We start from the raw sequence: 15,677 nt of genomic DNA on the forward strand, positions 1-15,677 counted from the left end.
GCCCAGTTATGCCGGACCGGCAACTCACGTTGCTGAAACAGCACCAAGGACGGCCATCACGGCGGCGACCGCGGGTGGATCAGGCGGATCTCCGTAGGTGACGGCGTGGATCTGCCGCCGGAAGCCGGGAATCTGCGTGGCGTGGACGTCCGGCCGGCGATGGGCCTGCAACGCGAGCCCGGGCAGCAACGCCACGCCGGCACCAGCCGCGACCAAAGCCTGCACGACGACCATGTCATCGCTGTGCGAGGCAATCCGAGCCGTGAACCCGAAGGACCCGCAGATCGCGTCCAGCTCCACCCGGCACCGGGAACATCCGCCGATCCAGGCGGACTCACGATGAGCAGCGACGCTGTCGTTCTCGCGCTGACTGATCAGGTTGATCGGATCGTCCCCGACGTGCACGAACCGGAACCCCTCCTCGACCGGCGCGCCGGCGAACCGGAACACCAGCGCGACGTCGATCTCCCCGTGCCGCAGCATCCGCAACGCCTCGACGGGGTGCTCGTCGAACAACGAGAGCTCCAGCCCCGGATGCGCCTCCGCTAGCGCCGCGGCCGCGCGAGGCACGATCGTCGCGAGCGCGGAAGCGTTGGCCGCCAACCGAACCCGCCCGGCCTGCAGCCCGACCCGCGCGGCCAGCTCGGTGGCAGCCGCGTCGACCCGCCCCACGATCTCCGCGGCCCGCCCGGCCAGCAGCAGCCCCTCGGGCGTCAGCCGAATCCCGCGCCCGGCCCGTTGCACGAGCCGAACGCCGGTCGCCGCCTCCAGCCGCGCCAGATGATGACTCACCGACGGCTGCGAGTAGTGCAGCTGCTTGGCCGCTTCGGTCACGGAACCGTGCCGAGCGACCGCGGCAAGGACCTTGAGGTGCACCAGACTGAGCACACATCAAGGGTATCGATGAAAACCTCGCGGTTTTGGCATTGGACGTCATAGGTCAACAGGTCCACGCTGAGTCCCATGACGAAGGTGACCTGCGACCTGACGATCTCACTCGACGGCTTCTCGGCGGGCCTGCACCAGAGCGAGGACCGCCCGTTCGGCGACGACGGCGGCGACGGCTGGGGCAGCAAGCTCCACGCCTGGATGGAAGACCCCGCGGAAATGCAGCTGCAGCTGGACAAGCTGGCCGAGACCAAGGCGTTCATCATGGGCCGCAACATGTTCGGCCCGATCCGCGGCGACTGGGACCGCGACTGGAACGGCTGGTGGGGCGACAATCCGCCGTACCACGCTCCGGTCTACGTGCTCACCCACCACCCGCGCGAGCCGCAGCCGATGGACGGCGGCACCACGTTCCACTTCGTCACCGACGGCATCGACGCCGCGTTCAAGCTCGCGCGCGAGGCGGCCGGCGACGGCAACATCTCGATCCACGGCGGCGCCACGACCATCAACCAGTACCTCGCGAAGGGCGTGATCGACGAACTGCGGCTGCGCATCGTGCCGATCACCCTCGGCGCCGGCACTCGGTTGTTCGACGGCGTGCCGGCGCTGAACCTGCAGCTGGTGGAGACTCGGGCGGGCAACGGCTTCACGCACCTCACCTACCGCGTCGACAAATAGTCGATCAATTGCGCTCATGACGGGACTCGAACCCGCGAATCGCCGCATCGACAATGCGGTGCCCTTGCCGCTGGGCCACGTGAGCATCAGGAAAAGTGCCGGAGCTGAGAGCAGATCGCGGACCAGCTTGCGGCCGACTCCGGACCCTCATGAGGTGTCCGAGAGCTTTGGTGCCGTCTCGTCATACGACCGCGATGCTGCGCCGAAGTCACCGGCCAGGCGCGAAGTTACTTCAGAGTGCCCAGCAACTCGGCGGGCGAGAACTTCACCGGGAACGGCGCCGTCGCCTCGAACACCTCATCCGCCTTGACCACGGCCGTCTGCTCGTACAGGCCGTCCGCACCGAACTCGTACACGGTCAGCGTCGGCACCTCCGGATCGATGATCCAGTAAGTCGGTACGCCGAGCCGCTCGTAGACCGCTTTCTTGGTGTTGAGGTCGATGAGCGCGGTGCTGGGCGACAGAATCTCGACCGCGAGCAGCGGCGCGACCGGCAACAGCTTGTCCGTGAGATCGCTGTCCCTGCAGACCAGGACGTCCGGCTGCAGTTCCGTGCTCTTCGACTGCCTCACCGCGAATGGTGCCGGCAACACGTGCAAGTCAGCTGGGCACGAGGGATCCAGCTTGACCAGCAGCATCGCAACGATCTTCTGGTGCCGGAGGCCCGGCGCGGGGCTCACCAGAAGCATCCCGTCGATGAGTTCGTATCGGCGTCCGTCATCAGGCATGCCCTCCAGGTCTTCGACCGTGTAGGGACGTCCATTTACGCCAATCGCCATGACCGACATGGTCCCCTCCTCTCGGTGCTCCTGCCAACCGTCCCAGAGACCCCCGACAGTTTTGACCCAAATCTGGACCTCGCCGGTGGCGCCACCCGATCGTGTGACGCCACCGAACACCTGGTCATGCCCGGCCGTGGTGCGTGCGGAACATGTCCTGCGGGTCAACGGCCTTCTTGATCGCGGTGAGCCGATCGAAGTCGCCGGGCAGGTACCCGGTGGCGAGCTCGGCGGCGGTGATGTCCGGCCCGGACAGGAAGTTCACGCACACGCCGCCGGTCGACCAGGGCCTCATCCCGGTGAACAGCCGGTCGAACGCGGCCTGCAGTGCCGGAACCTGCTCAGGCGATGCGGCAGCTCCGGCGTAGAGGACGTACTGCCCGTCGCGCCGACCCAAAGCACTGGGAACCGCACCAGGCCGACCGAGTGCGCCGCCGGTGTGACGGAGCTCGACGAGGTAAGGAGCGTCCGCAGCAGGGCCGGCGTGGCGCAGCAGTTCCGCAACGGCAGCAACATCCAGCGATTCCAGCATGGTGTTGCGGGCGTAGAACGCCACCGGCGTGGTCGGTTCGGCGTGGATGGTGCCGACTGAGCTGTAAGGCATCTCGGCGACGGTGTCGGAAACCGGTCCGAGCTCGCGGAACGGCTCGACGAGCAGCTTCCCCTCTTCGGCGGACCCGGTGTAGGCGAACCGCAGGTGCAGCACGTAGCGGCCGCGCAGGTGGTCGGGCAGGAACGGAAGGTCGGGCATCCGGATCAGCAGCACCGACGAGCTCATCGTCTCGGGGACGGTGCGGGTCCACTCCGCCCAAGTACGAAGGGCAAGTGCCGCGGTGTCGGCCGCGAAGTGCATGCCGCCGCCGTAGAGCCGGGTGATCGGGTGCAGATCGATCTCCAGAGCGGTGACGACGCCGAAAATGCCTTTGCCACCGCCGCGCAACGCCCAGAACAGGTCCGGGTCCGAGGTCGCGGTCACCCGGCGCAGCGAGGCGTCGGCGGTGACGATCTCGATGGCGCGCACGTGGTCGACCGCCCAGCCGAGACCGCGGCCGAGGATCCCGAGCCCGCCGCCGAGGTGGTAGGAGACCGCGCCGACCTCGGGCGAGGAACCGTTCAGCGGCGCCAGCCCGTGTTCAAATGCGGCGCGCACCAGCGCCCCGCCGCGCACGCCGGCCTCGATCCGGGCGGTGCGGGCCTCGGGATCGATGGTGATGCCGTCGAGCCGCGAGGTGGTGATCAGGACCTGGCCGTCGGCGCTGCGGGACGGGCCGTGCCCGGTGGCCTGCACGGCGACACCCAGGCCGTGCTCTGCGGCGTAGCGGACGGCGTCGATGACGTCGTCGACGGAGGTTGCCGGAACGACGACCTCGGGCCGGTGCTCGACGGAGAGGTTGTAGCCGGAACGCTCGGTGTCGTAGCCGGCATCGGTCTTGGTGAGGTAATCGGTCATGAAGCAATCATGTCGGCGCTGAACTGCGAGAACAATCCATTATCGAGCATCGACTGATAACCTGGAGCTTATGGAACGGCGGGATATCGAGATCTTCTTGACGCTCGCGGAGGAACTGCACTTCGGTCGCACGGCGCAGCGGCTGCTGGTGTCGCAGGCGCGCGTGAGCCAGACGATCGCCCGGCTGGAACGGCGGTTCGGTGTGGCCCTGTTCGAACGCACCAGCCGCCGGGTCGCGCTCACCCCGGTCGGCGCCGCCCTGTACGCCGACGTCCGCGTGGGCCACGACCGCATCGAACGCGGGATCGCGAACGCCATCGCGGCCGGCAAAGGCATCACCGGCGTGCTCACGGTCGGCCTGGAAGCACCCGCGGTCGCCGAGCTCGCCGCCGCGACATTCGCCCGGTTCCGGCAGAACAACCCCGGCGTCGAGATCGCCTTCCGCGAGACCGGGTTCAGCGACCCGCTCGACCTGCTGCGCTCCGGCGAGGTCGACGTCGCCGTCACCAACGCACCCGTCGACGAACCAGGGTTCGAGGAAGGCCCGGTCCTGTACGCGGAACCCGTCGTGCTCGCCGTGGCCAAACAACACCGGCTGGCCACCCACGGAACGGTGACGCTCGACGATCTCGACGGCGAGGTGGTGTTCCGGGCTGGAAGACGAGCCGCGCCCTACCGCCGCGACCCCGAACCACCTGTTCCCGCAACGCTTTTGGACCTCATGGCGCGCATCGCCGTCAACGAGGGCGTGTGCCCGCTGGCCGCGCATGCCGCCGACTACTTCGCCCGCCCCACACTCGCGATGGTGCCCTTCGCAGAGGGCTCACCACTCGTGCGCTGGGTGCTGTGCTGGCGCACCGGCGGTCGCACAGCACGGGTCGCCGCACTAGCCGCGGCGACCCGGCCGTGACTACTTCTTGCTCTTCGCTCAGAACAGGGTCGCGGGCTCGACCGGCTCGGGCTCGGGCAGTGCGTCGAGGCCGGGCACCAGCGCTCGCACCTCGTCGTGGAACCGGCGGGCGAGCGCGGGCGCGTCGTCGTTGTCGGGGGTGTGCAGGAACACCGTCGGCGACCTGCCCTCCCGCAGCCAGTCCGCGACCACCTCGGTCCACGGCCGCCACCCCTCGACGGTCTCCTCGACCGAGTCCCGGCCCAGGTAGCGGACGATCGGCTGGTCGGTCAGCGCCCGCGTCCGCCGCGGCAACCGCGGTTTCCGCTCCCACGCCTCCAACTCGGCCTCGCTGGTCGGCGGACTCTGGAAGAAGACCGTGGTGTCGAACGGCACCCACTCGGCGTCCGCGCCGGCGAGCGCCCCCTCCAGCAGCGACGTCGCGCCGGCGTCGGTGAAGAACCCGGGGTGACGCACCTCCACGGCACGCCGGAGGCCGACGGGCAGCCTGCGCAGGAATCGGCCCAGGGCATCGACGTCTGACGGGCCGAACGAGCCGGGCAACTGGGTCCACAGGACCGCACGTTCACCAAGTGGTTCGATCGCGTCCAGGAACGCCCGCATCGCAACCTCGACGCCGGTCAGCCGCTGCTCGTGCGTGACGACCTTGGGCAGCTTGACCACGAACCGGAAGTCGGAGCCGGTCAGCCGAGCCCAGGTCTCCACGGTCTTGCGGGCGGGCGTCGCGTAGAACGTGGTGTTGCCCTCGACGGCGTTGCACCAGCCGGCGTAGGCCCGCAGTCGCTCCCCCGCGGGTTGCGACTGCGGCAGGAACCGCCCGAGCCACGCCTTGTGGTTCCACATCGCGCAGCCGACATGAAGACGTGCCACTCCGCCTACTTCTTGCCCTTCGGCTCGTCCGTGGACAGCGCGGCGACGAAGGCCTCCTGCGGCACCTCCACGCGCCCCACCATCTTCATCCGCTTCTTGCCTTCCTTCTGCTTCTCCAGCAGCTTGCGCTTACGGGTGATGTCACCGCCGTAGCACTTGGCAAGAACGTCCTTGCGGATCGCGCGAATCGTCTCGCGGGCGATCACGCGGGCGCCGATCGCGGCCTGGATCGGCACCTCGAACTGCTGCCGCGGGATCAGCTCGCGCAGCTTGGTGGCCATCCGCGTGCCGTAGGCGTACGCGTAGTCCTTGTGCACGATGGCGCTGAACGCGTCGACGGCCTCGCCCTGCAGCAGGATGTCGACCTTGACCAGGTCGGCCATCATCTCGCCCGACTCCTCGTAGTCCAGCGACGCGTAACCACGCGTGCGGGACTTCAGCGAGTCGAAGAAGTCGAAGATGATCTCGCCCAGCGGCATCGTGTAGCGCAGCTCGACGCGGTCCTCGGACAGGTAGTCCATGCCGCCGAGCTGACCGCGCTTGGTCTGGCAGAGCTCCATGATCGCGCCGATGTAGTCGGACGGCGCGATGATGGTGCACTTGGTGACCGGCTCGTACACCTCGGCGCGCTTGCCCTCGGGCCAGTCGGACGGGTTCGTCACGACGATCTCGGAGCCGTCCTCCATCACCACGCGGTACACGACGTTCGGCGCCGTGGAGATGAGGTCGAGACCGTACTCGCGCTCCAGCCGGTCGCGGGTGATCTCCAGGTGCAGCAGCCCCAGGAACCCGCAGCGGAACCCGAAGCCGAGAGCGGCCGACGTCTCCGGCTCGAACGTCAGAGCGGCGTCGTTGAGCTGGAGCTTGTCCAACGCCTCGCGCAGCTCCGGGTAGTCGGAGCCGTCGACCGGGTAGAGGCCCGAGTAGACCATCGGGCGCGGCTCGCGGTAGCCGGCCAGCGGCTCGGAGGCGCCCTTCTTCTCGGACGTGACCGTGTCGCCGACCTTCGACTGGCGCACGTCCTTCACGCCGGTGATCAGGTAGCCCACCTCGCCGACGCCGAGGCCCTGCGACGGCTTCGGCTCCGGCGACACGATGCCGACCTCGAGGATCTCGTGGGTCGCACCCGTCGACATCATCTTGATGCGCTCGCGCGGCGTGATCTTGCCGTCGACGACCCTGATGTACGTGACGACGCCGCGGTACGTGTCGTAGACCGAGTCGAAGATCATCGCGCGGGCCGGGGCGTTCGCCTCGCCGACCGGGGCCGGGACCTTCTTCACGACCTCGTCCAGCAGCTCGCCGACACCGAAACCGGTCTTCGCCGAGACGCGCAGGACCTCCTCCGGCTCGCAGCCGGTGATGTGCGCGATCTCCTTGGCGTACTTGTCCGGGTCCGCGGCGGGCAGGTCGATCTTGTTCAGCACCGGGATGATGGTGAGGTCGTTCTCCATCGCCAGGTACAGGTTCGCGAGCGTCTGCGCCTCGATGCCCTGCGCGGCGTCGACCAGCAGCACGGCGCCCTCACAGGCCTCCAGCGCGCGGGACACCTCGTAGGTGAAGTCGACGTGGCCAGGCGTGTCGATCATGTGCAGGACGTGGTCCTGCCCGTCGACCTGCCACGGAAGGCGCACGTTCTGCGCCTTGATGGTGATACCGCGCTCCCGCTCGATATCCATCCGGTCGAGGTACTGCGCGCGCATCGCCCGCGCCTCGACGACGCCGGTGATCTGCAGCATCCGGTCGGCCAGGGTCGACTTGCCGTGGTCGATGTGCGCGATGATGCAGAAGTTCCGGATGAGCTCCGGCGGCGTGAACGTCGTGTCGGCGAACGTGGTCAAGGTAGTCCTCAGCAGGAAATCGGACGGGTGTCCCCTTATGGTCCCATAGCGGCCGGTGTGCCCTGCACCACTAGGGTGCGTTCGTGCAGATGAACGGTGAGGACCCCCGCCCCGCCAAGGGCGCGGTGCGTGAGATTTTCGACGCCGCGGACGCCGCCAAGCTCGAGTACGAGCCCTCGATGGACGGCGACGCGGACCCCGGCGAGGTCGTCTGGGCCTGGGTGCCCTTCGAAGAGGACGCCTCTCGCGGCAAGGACCGGCCGTTGCTGGTCGTGGGCCGCGCCGCCGGCGAGCTGATCGCGCTGATGCTCTCGTCGAAGGAGCCGCGCGACGACTACCTGGAGCTGGGCGCCGGCGCCTGGGACCGCGAGGGCCGCCCCTCGTACCTGCGTCTGGACCGGGTCTTCGCCCTCGACTCGGACGACGACATCCGGCGGGAGGGTGCCGTGCTGGCACCCGCCGCCTTCGGCCTGGTCGTCGACGCCCTACGCGAGCGTCACGGCTGGCGCTGAACGAACGCACGCCACGCGGGTGCGCTGAACATCAGCGTGCCCGCGTCGGCGTTCTTGGAGTCACGAACAAGCACGTCGCCGGTGTACGACACCTCGACGCACTCGCCTTCTTCGGTCGCGTCGCTGTAGCTGCTCTTACGCCAGACGCGGTCCTCGCTCATTGAATTCCTCTCGCGGTGGACTGGCGATCTCAGTCAGCCTCTTCCGCGATTGTTCCGGATTCAACGCGACCTCGTCCAGGTGATCGAAGAGCAGCCGTGTCCGCGCGATAGCCCCCGGATCCTGCACGAACACCTTGGCGAGATCGGTCTCACCGAACGCCACCGGCAGCATCTTCTCGTACTCCCACAGCACGCAACCGTTTGAGGGAATCACGACGTGTGCGGGCACTATCCGAACCGTGTGCGTCTTGAACAACAGCCGGGCGTACTGCTCCCTCATGATCCGGTCATCGCCGACCTTCTGCCGCAGCGCCAGCTCGTGGATGTAGAACAAGCAAGTCGGTCGATCCTGCCGTTTGAGGATCGTCTGACGATCCATCCTCACCTGGACGACCTTCGGGATTCGCTCCTCGGGCACGAACCCGCCGAGCCGGTAGAACGCGTCCGCGTACTCCCGCGTCTGCACCAGGCCAGGTACCGCTCGCGGCGCGTAGCTGGTGATCGTCTTGGCCGTGGACTCGGCGAACGCGACCGTACGAAGGTTGTCGTGCACCTGCACGATGTACTCGTCGAACGCGTACCTGTAACGGCTGCGGAACTCCTCGAAGAAGTCGATGTCCTTGCCGCAGGCCGTGAAGATCTGCACCAGGTCGATCTCACTCGCCCTGGCTTTCCCGTGCTCGATGTTGGAGACCTTGCTCGGATCCCAGCCCAGGTTGATAGCCAGCGCACGCCCGCCCAACCCTGTGCAGCTTTCCCGCAACTGGCGCAGCTCGTCGCCGAGATCCCTGCTGTACGCGGTAGAAGTCGTGGTTTTCATCTACCCGACGCTAATCCTTGGACTTAATCCATAGAACGGGCTCGTTCGGGTGAAAACTAAGCGAGTCGCGTGATGTCGACCGTCACTTCCAACGCGGTCGCCGCGCCACCGGAGTAAATGCCCTTCAACGGCGCCACATCAGCATAGTCCCTGCCCAATGCGACCCACACATGCCTGGGCCCCACCGGCATGGCGTTCGTGGGGTCGTACCCCCACCACCCACCGGTCCACGCCTCAATCCACGCGTGCGACTCGCCGCGCACTGTCTCTCGCAGTGCACCGTCTTTGTTCGTGTGCAGATAACCGGACACATAGCGCGAAGGAATGCCCATACCGCGCAACAACACCAACGTCAGATGCGCGAAGTCCTGACACACGCCCTTCTTCTCCTGCCACGCGTCCACGGCCGAACTGTGCACACCGGTCGACCCCGCCTGGTACTTGAGCTGTTCCCAAACCCATTGCGACGCAGCCAGAACGGCCTCGGACGGCGTCTTTCCCCTCTTCAACTCACGCGCCTTCGCCAGCAACTCCCGGTTGCGCGGCGTGTAACGCGTGGGCTCCAAGAACTCCGTATAGCGGTCGAGGAGGTTCTCCTCTCGCATGTCCGCCCATGTGCCGGTGGTGACGGGCTCGATCTCGTCGCTCGTCTCCACCACCGACGACGCGACGACCTTCAGTTCCGTGTGTGGCGCATGCAAGTCGAACGACGTGACCTCAGTACCCCAGTAGTCCGTGTACCGATACGCACGCGTGGCCGGACTCGTCTCAACGCGCGAGACGACCACGTTCTGCCGCCTGTCACCACGCGGCGTCAACCGCGCCTCGTTGTACGACTGCACCACCGGTGCCTCATACACGTAGCCCGTTGTGTGCACGACACGCACTCGCCAGCTCATGGTCAGCCCACCTCGGTGTTCGTCCAGGCGACCCACGGCGCCACGTGGAAGTACTGCTGCGACACGGCCTCGCCGACGTCGCGAACCGTTTTCTGCAGTGCCGCAAGACGTTTCGGCAGGTCGTCCAGCAAGTCGTGCGGCCTCAAGAACTCCAGCTCACTGCGCGCCTTGCCGAGCAACCGCAGCGCCTCAGCCCGCGCCCCGACCCGCACCGACGGCTGGTTCTCCAACTGCTCCAGACACGACTCCGCCTGCTTCAGCGCGTGGAACACCGACCGCGGGAACAGGCTGTCCAGCAACAGGAACTGCACCACCCGCGACGCGTCCAACGCACCCCGATAGGTCCGCAGATACGTGTCGTGCGCGCCGGCCGACCGCAGCACCGTGACCCACCCAGGCGACGACGCCCGGTCCCCCACCCGCGCCAGCAACAACCGCACGATCATGTCCACCCGCTCGACCGACCGCCCGAGCACCAGGAACCGCCACCCGTCGTCCCGTGACATCGTGGAGTCCGCCAGCCCGGCGAACATCGCCGCCCGCTCCTCCACAAAGCTGAAGAACGCGTGCGGCCCCATCGTTCGCGCGTAGGTCTGCCGTTCCGCGACGGCGTTCCACATCGCGTTGAGGCACTCCCACATCTCGGTCGACACGACCTCGCGCGCACCCCGCGTGTTCTCCCGCGCGCTGTTCACCGACGCCACGATCGAACTGGGGTTGTCCTTGTTGTACGCCACCAGTTCCGTCAACGACCACACGTCGAACTGGTCGGCGCCCTTCGGTGGCGTGATCCCCAGAACCGTCAGCAACTGCCGCGACGTGGCGTCCGGATCCACCGTCGCGTCCTCAAGCAGTTGGTGGACCGACACATCCAGGATGCGCGCCGTGTCGTCCGCTCGTTCGACGTAACGGCCGATCCAGTACAGCGACTCCGCGTTGCGTGCCAGCATTTCGCGCGCCTCCCTACTGCTGCTGTTGTTGCTGTTGCTGGGAAGTGGTGAGCTCAGGCCCCTGCTCGGCCGCCGCGGCCTCCATTGTGGACGTTCCAGCCAGCCCGGGTTCCGCCAGCTCGCGTTCCTGCGTGCTGGACTTGGGCGCCAGCACCCACGTGTCCTTCGACCCGCCACCTTGCGACGAGTTCACGATCAAACTGCCCTCCGGCAACGCCACCCGCGTAAGCCCACCCGGCAGCACGAAGATGAAGTTCCCGTCGTTGACCGCGAACGGCCGCAGGTCGACATGCCGCGGCGCCAGCTTGTCGCCCACCTTGGTGGGAACTGTCGACAGCTGCACCACCGGCTGCGCGATCCACCCGCGCGGGTTGCTCCTGATCCGCTTCCGCAGCGAGTTCAGCTCCCTCGGCGACGCCTCCGGCCCGAACACGATCCCGTACCCGCCCGACCCCTCAACGGGCTTCACCACGAGCTCGTCGAGCTTGTCGAACACGTGCGCCCGCTCGTCCTGCAACCAGCACCGGAACGTGTCCACGTTCGGCAACAACGTCTTCTCACCCAGGTAGTACTGCACGATCTCCGGCAGGTACGTGTAGACGAGCTTGTCGTCCGCCACGCCGTTCCCGACCGCGTTGGCCACGACAACGTTGCCCGCCCGCGCCGCGTTCAGCAGCCCAGCGATGCCGAGCACCGAGTCCGGCCGAAAATGCACCGGGTCCAAGAAGTCGTCGTCGATCCGCCGGTAGATGACGTCGACCTGACGCTCACCCTCGGTCGTCCTGAGGTACACGAAGTTGTCGCGGCAGAACAGATCCCGCCCCTCGACCAACTCCACACCCATCTGCCTCGCCAGCAACGAGTGCTCGAAGTACGCGCTGTTGGCCAAACCCGGGGTGAGAACGACAACGTTCGGATCGGCCGCGTTGGGCGCCGCCGCGTTCCTCAACGCCCGCAGCAGATGCACCGCGTAGTCACCCACGGCCCGCACCCGATGCCGCGCGAACAGGTCCGGGAACACCCGCGCCATCGTCCGCCGGTTCTCCATCACGTAACTCACGCCGGACGGACACCGCAGATTGTCCTCAAGCACCCGGAACACACCCTGCTCGTCCCGCACCAGGTCCACACCCGCAACGTGGATGCGCACCCCGTTGGGCGGGTTGATGAGCGCCGCCTCCCGGTGGAAGTGCTCGCAGCTCGTGATGAGACGCCGCGGCAACACTCCATCCCGGACGATCTGCGCGTCGCCGTAGATGTCCGCGAGGAACATCTCCAGCGCCCGCACCCGCTGAACGATGCCCTTCTCCAGCTTCGACCACTCGCTCGCCGTGATGATCCGCGGAATCAGATCCAGCGGAAACGGCCGCTCCTGCCCACTGAGACTGAACGTGATGCCCTGGTCGACGAAGGCTCGTCCCAGCGCTTCGGATCGCGCGTTCAGGTCGTTGACGTGCGACGGAGCCACCGACTCGTACAGCGCGCGGTAAGCACTCCGCACCCCGTTGTCGGTCGAGAACATCTCGTCGTAGGCGTCGGCATGCGGACGCTGTGGGCTGAGATAGCCGTTGAACAGCTCACCGAGCCTCGGCGTGGTGACCGTGCGGCTGCGGCGCAGTCCTGAGGTGCGGGCTCGGCGTTCCATGGTCCACATCTTCACCCTGTTCAGGCGGTTTTCGCACTAGTCCGACCGGACAGAAACCTCCCGGAAACGAAACTCGGTACTTTCCACGCGTGACCTCAGGCGCCGGTATGCCGCAGATGGAACTCGAACGCACCATCGAGTTCGGCACGCCCATCACCGGACTCGCGGCCAACAACGACCCGACGAGCCCTCAGCTGGCGGTCCACTTCGACGGCAGGCCGCCCGAGGTCGTGGACGCACTGACCGGCTCGCACGAACCAAGTCGCGACTTCCGCGGCAGGGTCTACGGCCCGGCGGTGTCGCTGCAGATCGCGGACCTCGCCGTCAGGGCAGAGGGCACGGAGATCGCCGTGTTCCAGAAATCCGCGGAGCTCCATCGGCTGACCGGGCACAGCACTCCGGTGACCTCGCTGGCCGGATATCCGGACTCGGGTGGGCCGTGGCTCGTGTCGGGAAGCGAGGGCGGCTCGGTCCGGCTCTGGCACCCGCGCACCGGCAAGCTGCTCAGCCGGAGCCGGCCGTCCCGCGTCTCGGCGCTGGTCACGTATCGCGGTCGCGACGGACGTACCCGCATCGCGTCCGGCGGCTCGACCGGCCGGCTGCGCATCTGGATCGCCCACGTCGTCCTCTCGCCCTTCATCGGCGAGGTGACCACGCGTGGATTCAACGACCGCGTCGCGACCGAGGACCTGCTCGGCCGCGGCACGCTCGTGGACGCGCTGCGAGAGGTGCTGCGTCCGGATGATCAGGACGACGGGCCGACCGTGCTCACCGTCGAGGGCGCTTGGGGTTCGGGCAAGAGCACGCTGCTGGAGCTGCTGAGGAACAGGATGCCGACGCCGCCCACGTCCGTGCGGAAGCTGCTGCCGTTCACCGTGTGCAGGGCGGACTGGATGCTCTACTCGCCGCCGGACGGGATGAAACCGCCTGTCCGGGAGCCCACCAAGACCAAGCCGATGATCAAGCCGCTGGTGGTGTCGTTCAACCCGTGGCGGCACCAGTCGAGCGAGCAGGTCTGGGCAGGACTCGCGAGAGCCGTCACCGAGGCCGCCGAGGCCGCGATCCTGCCGCACCGCAACAACGCCGAGCGGTACTGGTTCACCCGCAACGCCAAGCGCGTCGACCGCCGGCACCTGCAACGCCAGCTGTGGAAGCGGATCCTGTCGCCGCTGCTGACCCTGGCGGGGCTGGGATTCGGCCTGTCGGTGCTGAACGCGTTGGCCAAGTGGAACTTCGGCTGGGCGTGGTGGGTGACCGCGGGACTGGCCGGCGCGGGTGTGCTGCACACGGCGTTCAGGTACTTCTTCGGCAAGGCTTCGGCGTTCCTGCCGGGCGAGCTGTTCGCCGGCCCTGTCGTCAGCAACGCTTTCTCCGGCACCACAACGGATCCGTTGATCCGCGACCCGTACTACCACGCCCGTTCCGGCTACCTCTACCTCGTGCAGCACGACGTCCGCGAGTTGCTGCACGACCTGAAAGCCCACGACTACCGCGTGATCCTGATGATCGACGACCTGGACCGCTGCACGCCGAGGACCACGGCCCAGGTGTTCGAGGCGATCAACGTGTTCCTGTCCGACGACTTCCCGGCCACGAGGTTCGTGCTCGGCCTCGACACCACGGTCGTCGCGGCGCACGTCGACAACGCCTACAAGGAGCTCGCCGACGCGAAGATCGTGACGCACCCGGACGATCCGAGTCCGGGGTGGACGTTCCTGCGCAAGCTGGTGCAACTGCCCGTCCGGCTGCCGCGCACGACCGAGGACCACGTCGACCAGATCCTGCTCGCCCAACTCGGGCCGGTGCACACCGACAACACCGAACCGGAACCTGGCCTGCCGGATCACCCTGTCTTCGAGCCTGACGAGCTCGACGGGCTGTTGTTGAACTCGGAGGACTTCGAGAGGGTCGTCATCGCGATCGAGCAGCACGCGGAGGTGCGCGAACACCTCCGGCGGCGGCTCCGCGCCCAGCCCGAGCAGTCGGTGCGCGAGGAGAAGCGGCTGCTGAACGTCTGGCAGTTCTACCTGCGTGTGCTCTTGTCGGTCGACATCGAGCAGGCGTGCCACCTGGTCGCCGTCGCCGAGATCGCGGTCAGGTGGCCCGCCTACCTGCACCGGTTGCGCGGCGGGTGGCAGGACCTTGCTGACGCGGTCGACGACGACGTCCAGTGGGGTGCGGTGATCGCGCGGCTCGGGTTCGCCTACTCCGATCGCAAGGCGGCGGCGAACCTGCGGGAGTTGCTGCGCGACTGCGATGCGCAAGCGGTTGCGGGGCTGGCGAACAGGTTGTTCTAGAGGCGGACCTTCAGGACCGAGCCCGAGGCCTCGGTGAGGAACATCGTGCGGGTGCCTGGGAGGAAGCGTGCCGCGGTCGGGTTCTTGAGGCCGGACAGCAGGGTGCAGTGAGCGCCGGTCCACGGGTCGACCTTGATGAGCTCGCCGCTGGTGTACGTGGTGACGTAGAGCTTGCCGTCGGGGCCTACAGCGAGGTCGTCCAGGCCCTTGTCCGGGGCGCCGAGTTCCAGGCGGGTCTGGCGGTTGCCGGTGATGCGGACGATGGCGGACTGCGGGTCGATCAGGATGTTGGTGAAGACGGTGGTGCCGATCGTCACGATGCCGTTGGGGTAGGCGATGTCGAGGTGGCGGACGAGGGCGCCGCGGCGGTCGAACTCGTACAGGCCCGTGAACGGGTCGGAGACGTAGAGGTGACCGCGGGCGTCGAACTCGGCGCCGTTGGCGGAGCTCAGGGTGTCGCCGCCGATGAAGATCTCGGGTTTCGGCGTCAGGCGGACCACGCCCGAAGGCTGCGGGCGGGTTTCCGGGTTGTCGTTGCCGAAGTTGACGTAGAGGAGGCCGTCCGGGCCCTTGCGGATGGCGCCGGGGGCACGCAGCGGGATGGACTGCAGGAAGGTGCCGTCCAGCCGGTACTGCTCGACGGCGTTGCCGGTGAGGTTGGAGAGCCAGATGGTGTTGCGGTCGAACTCCAGGTTCTCGTACCAGGTGTCGGCGGTGTGGAACGTGGAGACGGCCGGCGTCTGGCAGCGGATCGGTGTGGCGTGGGCTGGGACCGCGGTGACGGACAGGACGAGGCACAGCAGCGCGAGGATCCTCATGCGCTCGACGCTAGGGGTGGGGCGGAGCGGGGCGCGACGTCTTTTCCGTCTGCCGGCCCGGAACGTGAAAAAGCCCTGCGGGGAGCGCGTGAAGCGCTCAACCCGCAGGGCTAAATTAAGTTCGGCGGCGACCTACTCTCCCACACCGTAACCAGT

15 protein-coding genes and 1 tRNA gene are annotated in these 15,677 nt (G+C 67.5%); 4 read left to right on the forward strand and 12 right to left on the reverse strand.

All coding sequences use genetic code 11. The annotated features are described in order from the left end of the window. Window positions 1-24 precede the first annotated feature (24 nt). Window positions 25-888: a LysR family transcriptional regulator gene (locus tag ABZX92_RS02020; protein ID WP_355552572.1), complete on the reverse strand. Its 864-nt coding sequence runs from the start codon at window positions 886-888 to the stop codon at window positions 25-27. Window positions 889-963: 75 nt separating this feature from the next. Between ABZX92_RS02020 and ABZX92_RS02025 the strand changes: the two genes are divergently transcribed. Continuing rightward, complete coding sequence (locus ABZX92_RS02025) at window positions 964-1,569, forward strand: dihydrofolate reductase family protein (protein ID WP_355552574.1); 606 nt, start codon at window positions 964-966, stop codon at window positions 1,567-1,569. 11 nt (window positions 1,570-1,580) lie between these two features. Here ABZX92_RS02025 and ABZX92_RS02030 read toward each other — a convergent pair. The 3 genes from ABZX92_RS02030 to ABZX92_RS02040 all read right to left on the reverse strand — a co-directional run bounded on the left by ABZX92_RS02030 (window position 1,581) and on the right by ABZX92_RS02040 (window position 3,798). Beyond that, window positions 1,581-1,654 (reverse strand) — tRNA-Asp (locus ABZX92_RS02030). 142 nt (window positions 1,655-1,796) lie between these two features. After that, entirely contained in the window at window positions 1,797-2,357 is a 561-nt protein-coding gene (locus ABZX92_RS02035) for a Uma2 family endonuclease (protein WP_355552618.1), read from the reverse strand. 115 nt (window positions 2,358-2,472) lie between these two features. Then, window positions 2,473-3,798: an FAD-binding oxidoreductase gene (locus tag ABZX92_RS02040; protein ID WP_355552577.1), complete on the reverse strand. Its 1,326-nt coding sequence runs from the start codon at window positions 3,796-3,798 to the stop codon at window positions 2,473-2,475. A 70-nt stretch (window positions 3,799-3,868) separates the two neighbouring features. Between ABZX92_RS02040 and ABZX92_RS02045 the strand changes: the two genes are divergently transcribed. Next, window positions 3,869-4,708 carry a LysR family transcriptional regulator gene (locus tag ABZX92_RS02045; RefSeq protein ID WP_355552580.1) on the forward strand — a complete coding sequence of 280 codons (840 nt, stop codon included), beginning with the start codon at window positions 3,869-3,871 and terminating at the stop codon, window positions 4,706-4,708. Window positions 4,709-4,726: 18 nt separating this feature from the next. Here the strand turns inward: ABZX92_RS02045 and ABZX92_RS02050 are convergent, their stop codons facing one another. Then, on the reverse strand, window positions 4,727-5,551 hold the full coding sequence (locus ABZX92_RS02050; RefSeq protein ID WP_355552621.1) for a DUF72 domain-containing protein: 825 nt from the start codon (window positions 5,549-5,551) through the stop codon (window positions 4,727-4,729). 32 nt (window positions 5,552-5,583) lie between these two features. Further along, window positions 5,584-7,419: a translation elongation factor 4 gene (gene lepA, locus ABZX92_RS02055; protein WP_355552583.1), complete on the reverse strand. Its 1,836-nt coding sequence runs from the start codon at window positions 7,417-7,419 to the stop codon at window positions 5,584-5,586. 89 nt (window positions 7,420-7,508) lie between these two features. Between lepA and ABZX92_RS02060 the strand changes: the two genes are divergently transcribed. After that, window positions 7,509-7,931 (forward strand): type II toxin-antitoxin system PemK/MazF family toxin, encoded by a 423-nt coding sequence (locus ABZX92_RS02060; RefSeq protein ID WP_355552624.1) that lies wholly within the window; start codon window positions 7,509-7,511, stop codon window positions 7,929-7,931. Here the strand turns inward: ABZX92_RS02060 and ABZX92_RS02065 are convergent. From ABZX92_RS02065 to ABZX92_RS02085, 5 genes are read right to left on the reverse strand one after another with little or no spacing between them, the layout of a single operon-like run. Continuing rightward, on the reverse strand, window positions 7,916-8,092 hold the full coding sequence (locus ABZX92_RS02065) for a DUF397 domain-containing protein (RefSeq protein ID WP_355552586.1): 177 nt from the start codon (window positions 8,090-8,092) through the stop codon (window positions 7,916-7,918). The genes ABZX92_RS02060 and ABZX92_RS02065 overlap by 16 nt on opposite strands. Next, window positions 8,067-8,912: a helix-turn-helix transcriptional regulator gene (locus ABZX92_RS02070; RefSeq protein ID WP_355552589.1), complete on the reverse strand. Its 846-nt coding sequence runs from the start codon at window positions 8,910-8,912 to the stop codon at window positions 8,067-8,069. The genes ABZX92_RS02065 and ABZX92_RS02070 overlap by 26 nt, the downstream gene beginning before the upstream one ends. A gap of 56 nt (window positions 8,913-8,968) precedes the next feature. Further along, entirely contained in the window at window positions 8,969-9,811 is an 843-nt protein-coding gene (locus ABZX92_RS02075) for a transglutaminase family protein (protein WP_355552592.1), read from the reverse strand. 2 nt (window positions 9,812-9,813) lie between these two features. After that, on the reverse strand, window positions 9,814-10,761 hold the full coding sequence (locus tag ABZX92_RS02080; RefSeq protein ID WP_355552595.1) for an alpha-E domain-containing protein: 948 nt from the start codon (window positions 10,759-10,761) through the stop codon (window positions 9,814-9,816). Between the two features lie 13 nt (window positions 10,762-10,774). Further along, window positions 10,775-12,406 carry a circularly permuted type 2 ATP-grasp protein gene (locus tag ABZX92_RS02085; RefSeq protein ID WP_355552598.1) on the reverse strand — a complete coding sequence of 544 codons (1,632 nt, stop codon included), beginning with the start codon at window positions 12,404-12,406 and terminating at the stop codon, window positions 10,775-10,777. An 89-nt stretch (window positions 12,407-12,495) separates the two neighbouring features. Between ABZX92_RS02085 and ABZX92_RS02090 the strand changes: the two genes are divergently transcribed. Further along, the gene (locus ABZX92_RS02090) at window positions 12,496-14,703 is read left to right on the forward strand and encodes a P-loop NTPase fold protein (RefSeq protein ID WP_355552601.1); all 2,208 of its coding nucleotides are present in this window, start codon (window positions 12,496-12,498) and stop codon (window positions 14,701-14,703) included. On the opposite strand, the gene ABZX92_RS02095 is transcribed toward ABZX92_RS02090, so the two are convergent. Beyond that, window positions 14,700-15,521, reverse strand: a complete 822-nt coding sequence (locus ABZX92_RS02095) for a hypothetical protein (protein WP_355552604.1) — start codon at window positions 15,519-15,521, stop codon at window positions 14,700-14,702. The two genes, ABZX92_RS02090 and ABZX92_RS02095, sit on opposite strands and share 4 nt — an antisense overlap. Window positions 15,522-15,677: the final 156 nt, after the last annotated feature.

This window comes from Lentzea sp. NPDC006480, from assembly GCF_040611995.1.
Lineage (GTDB): Bacteria > Actinomycetota > Actinomycetes > Mycobacteriales > Pseudonocardiaceae > Lentzea.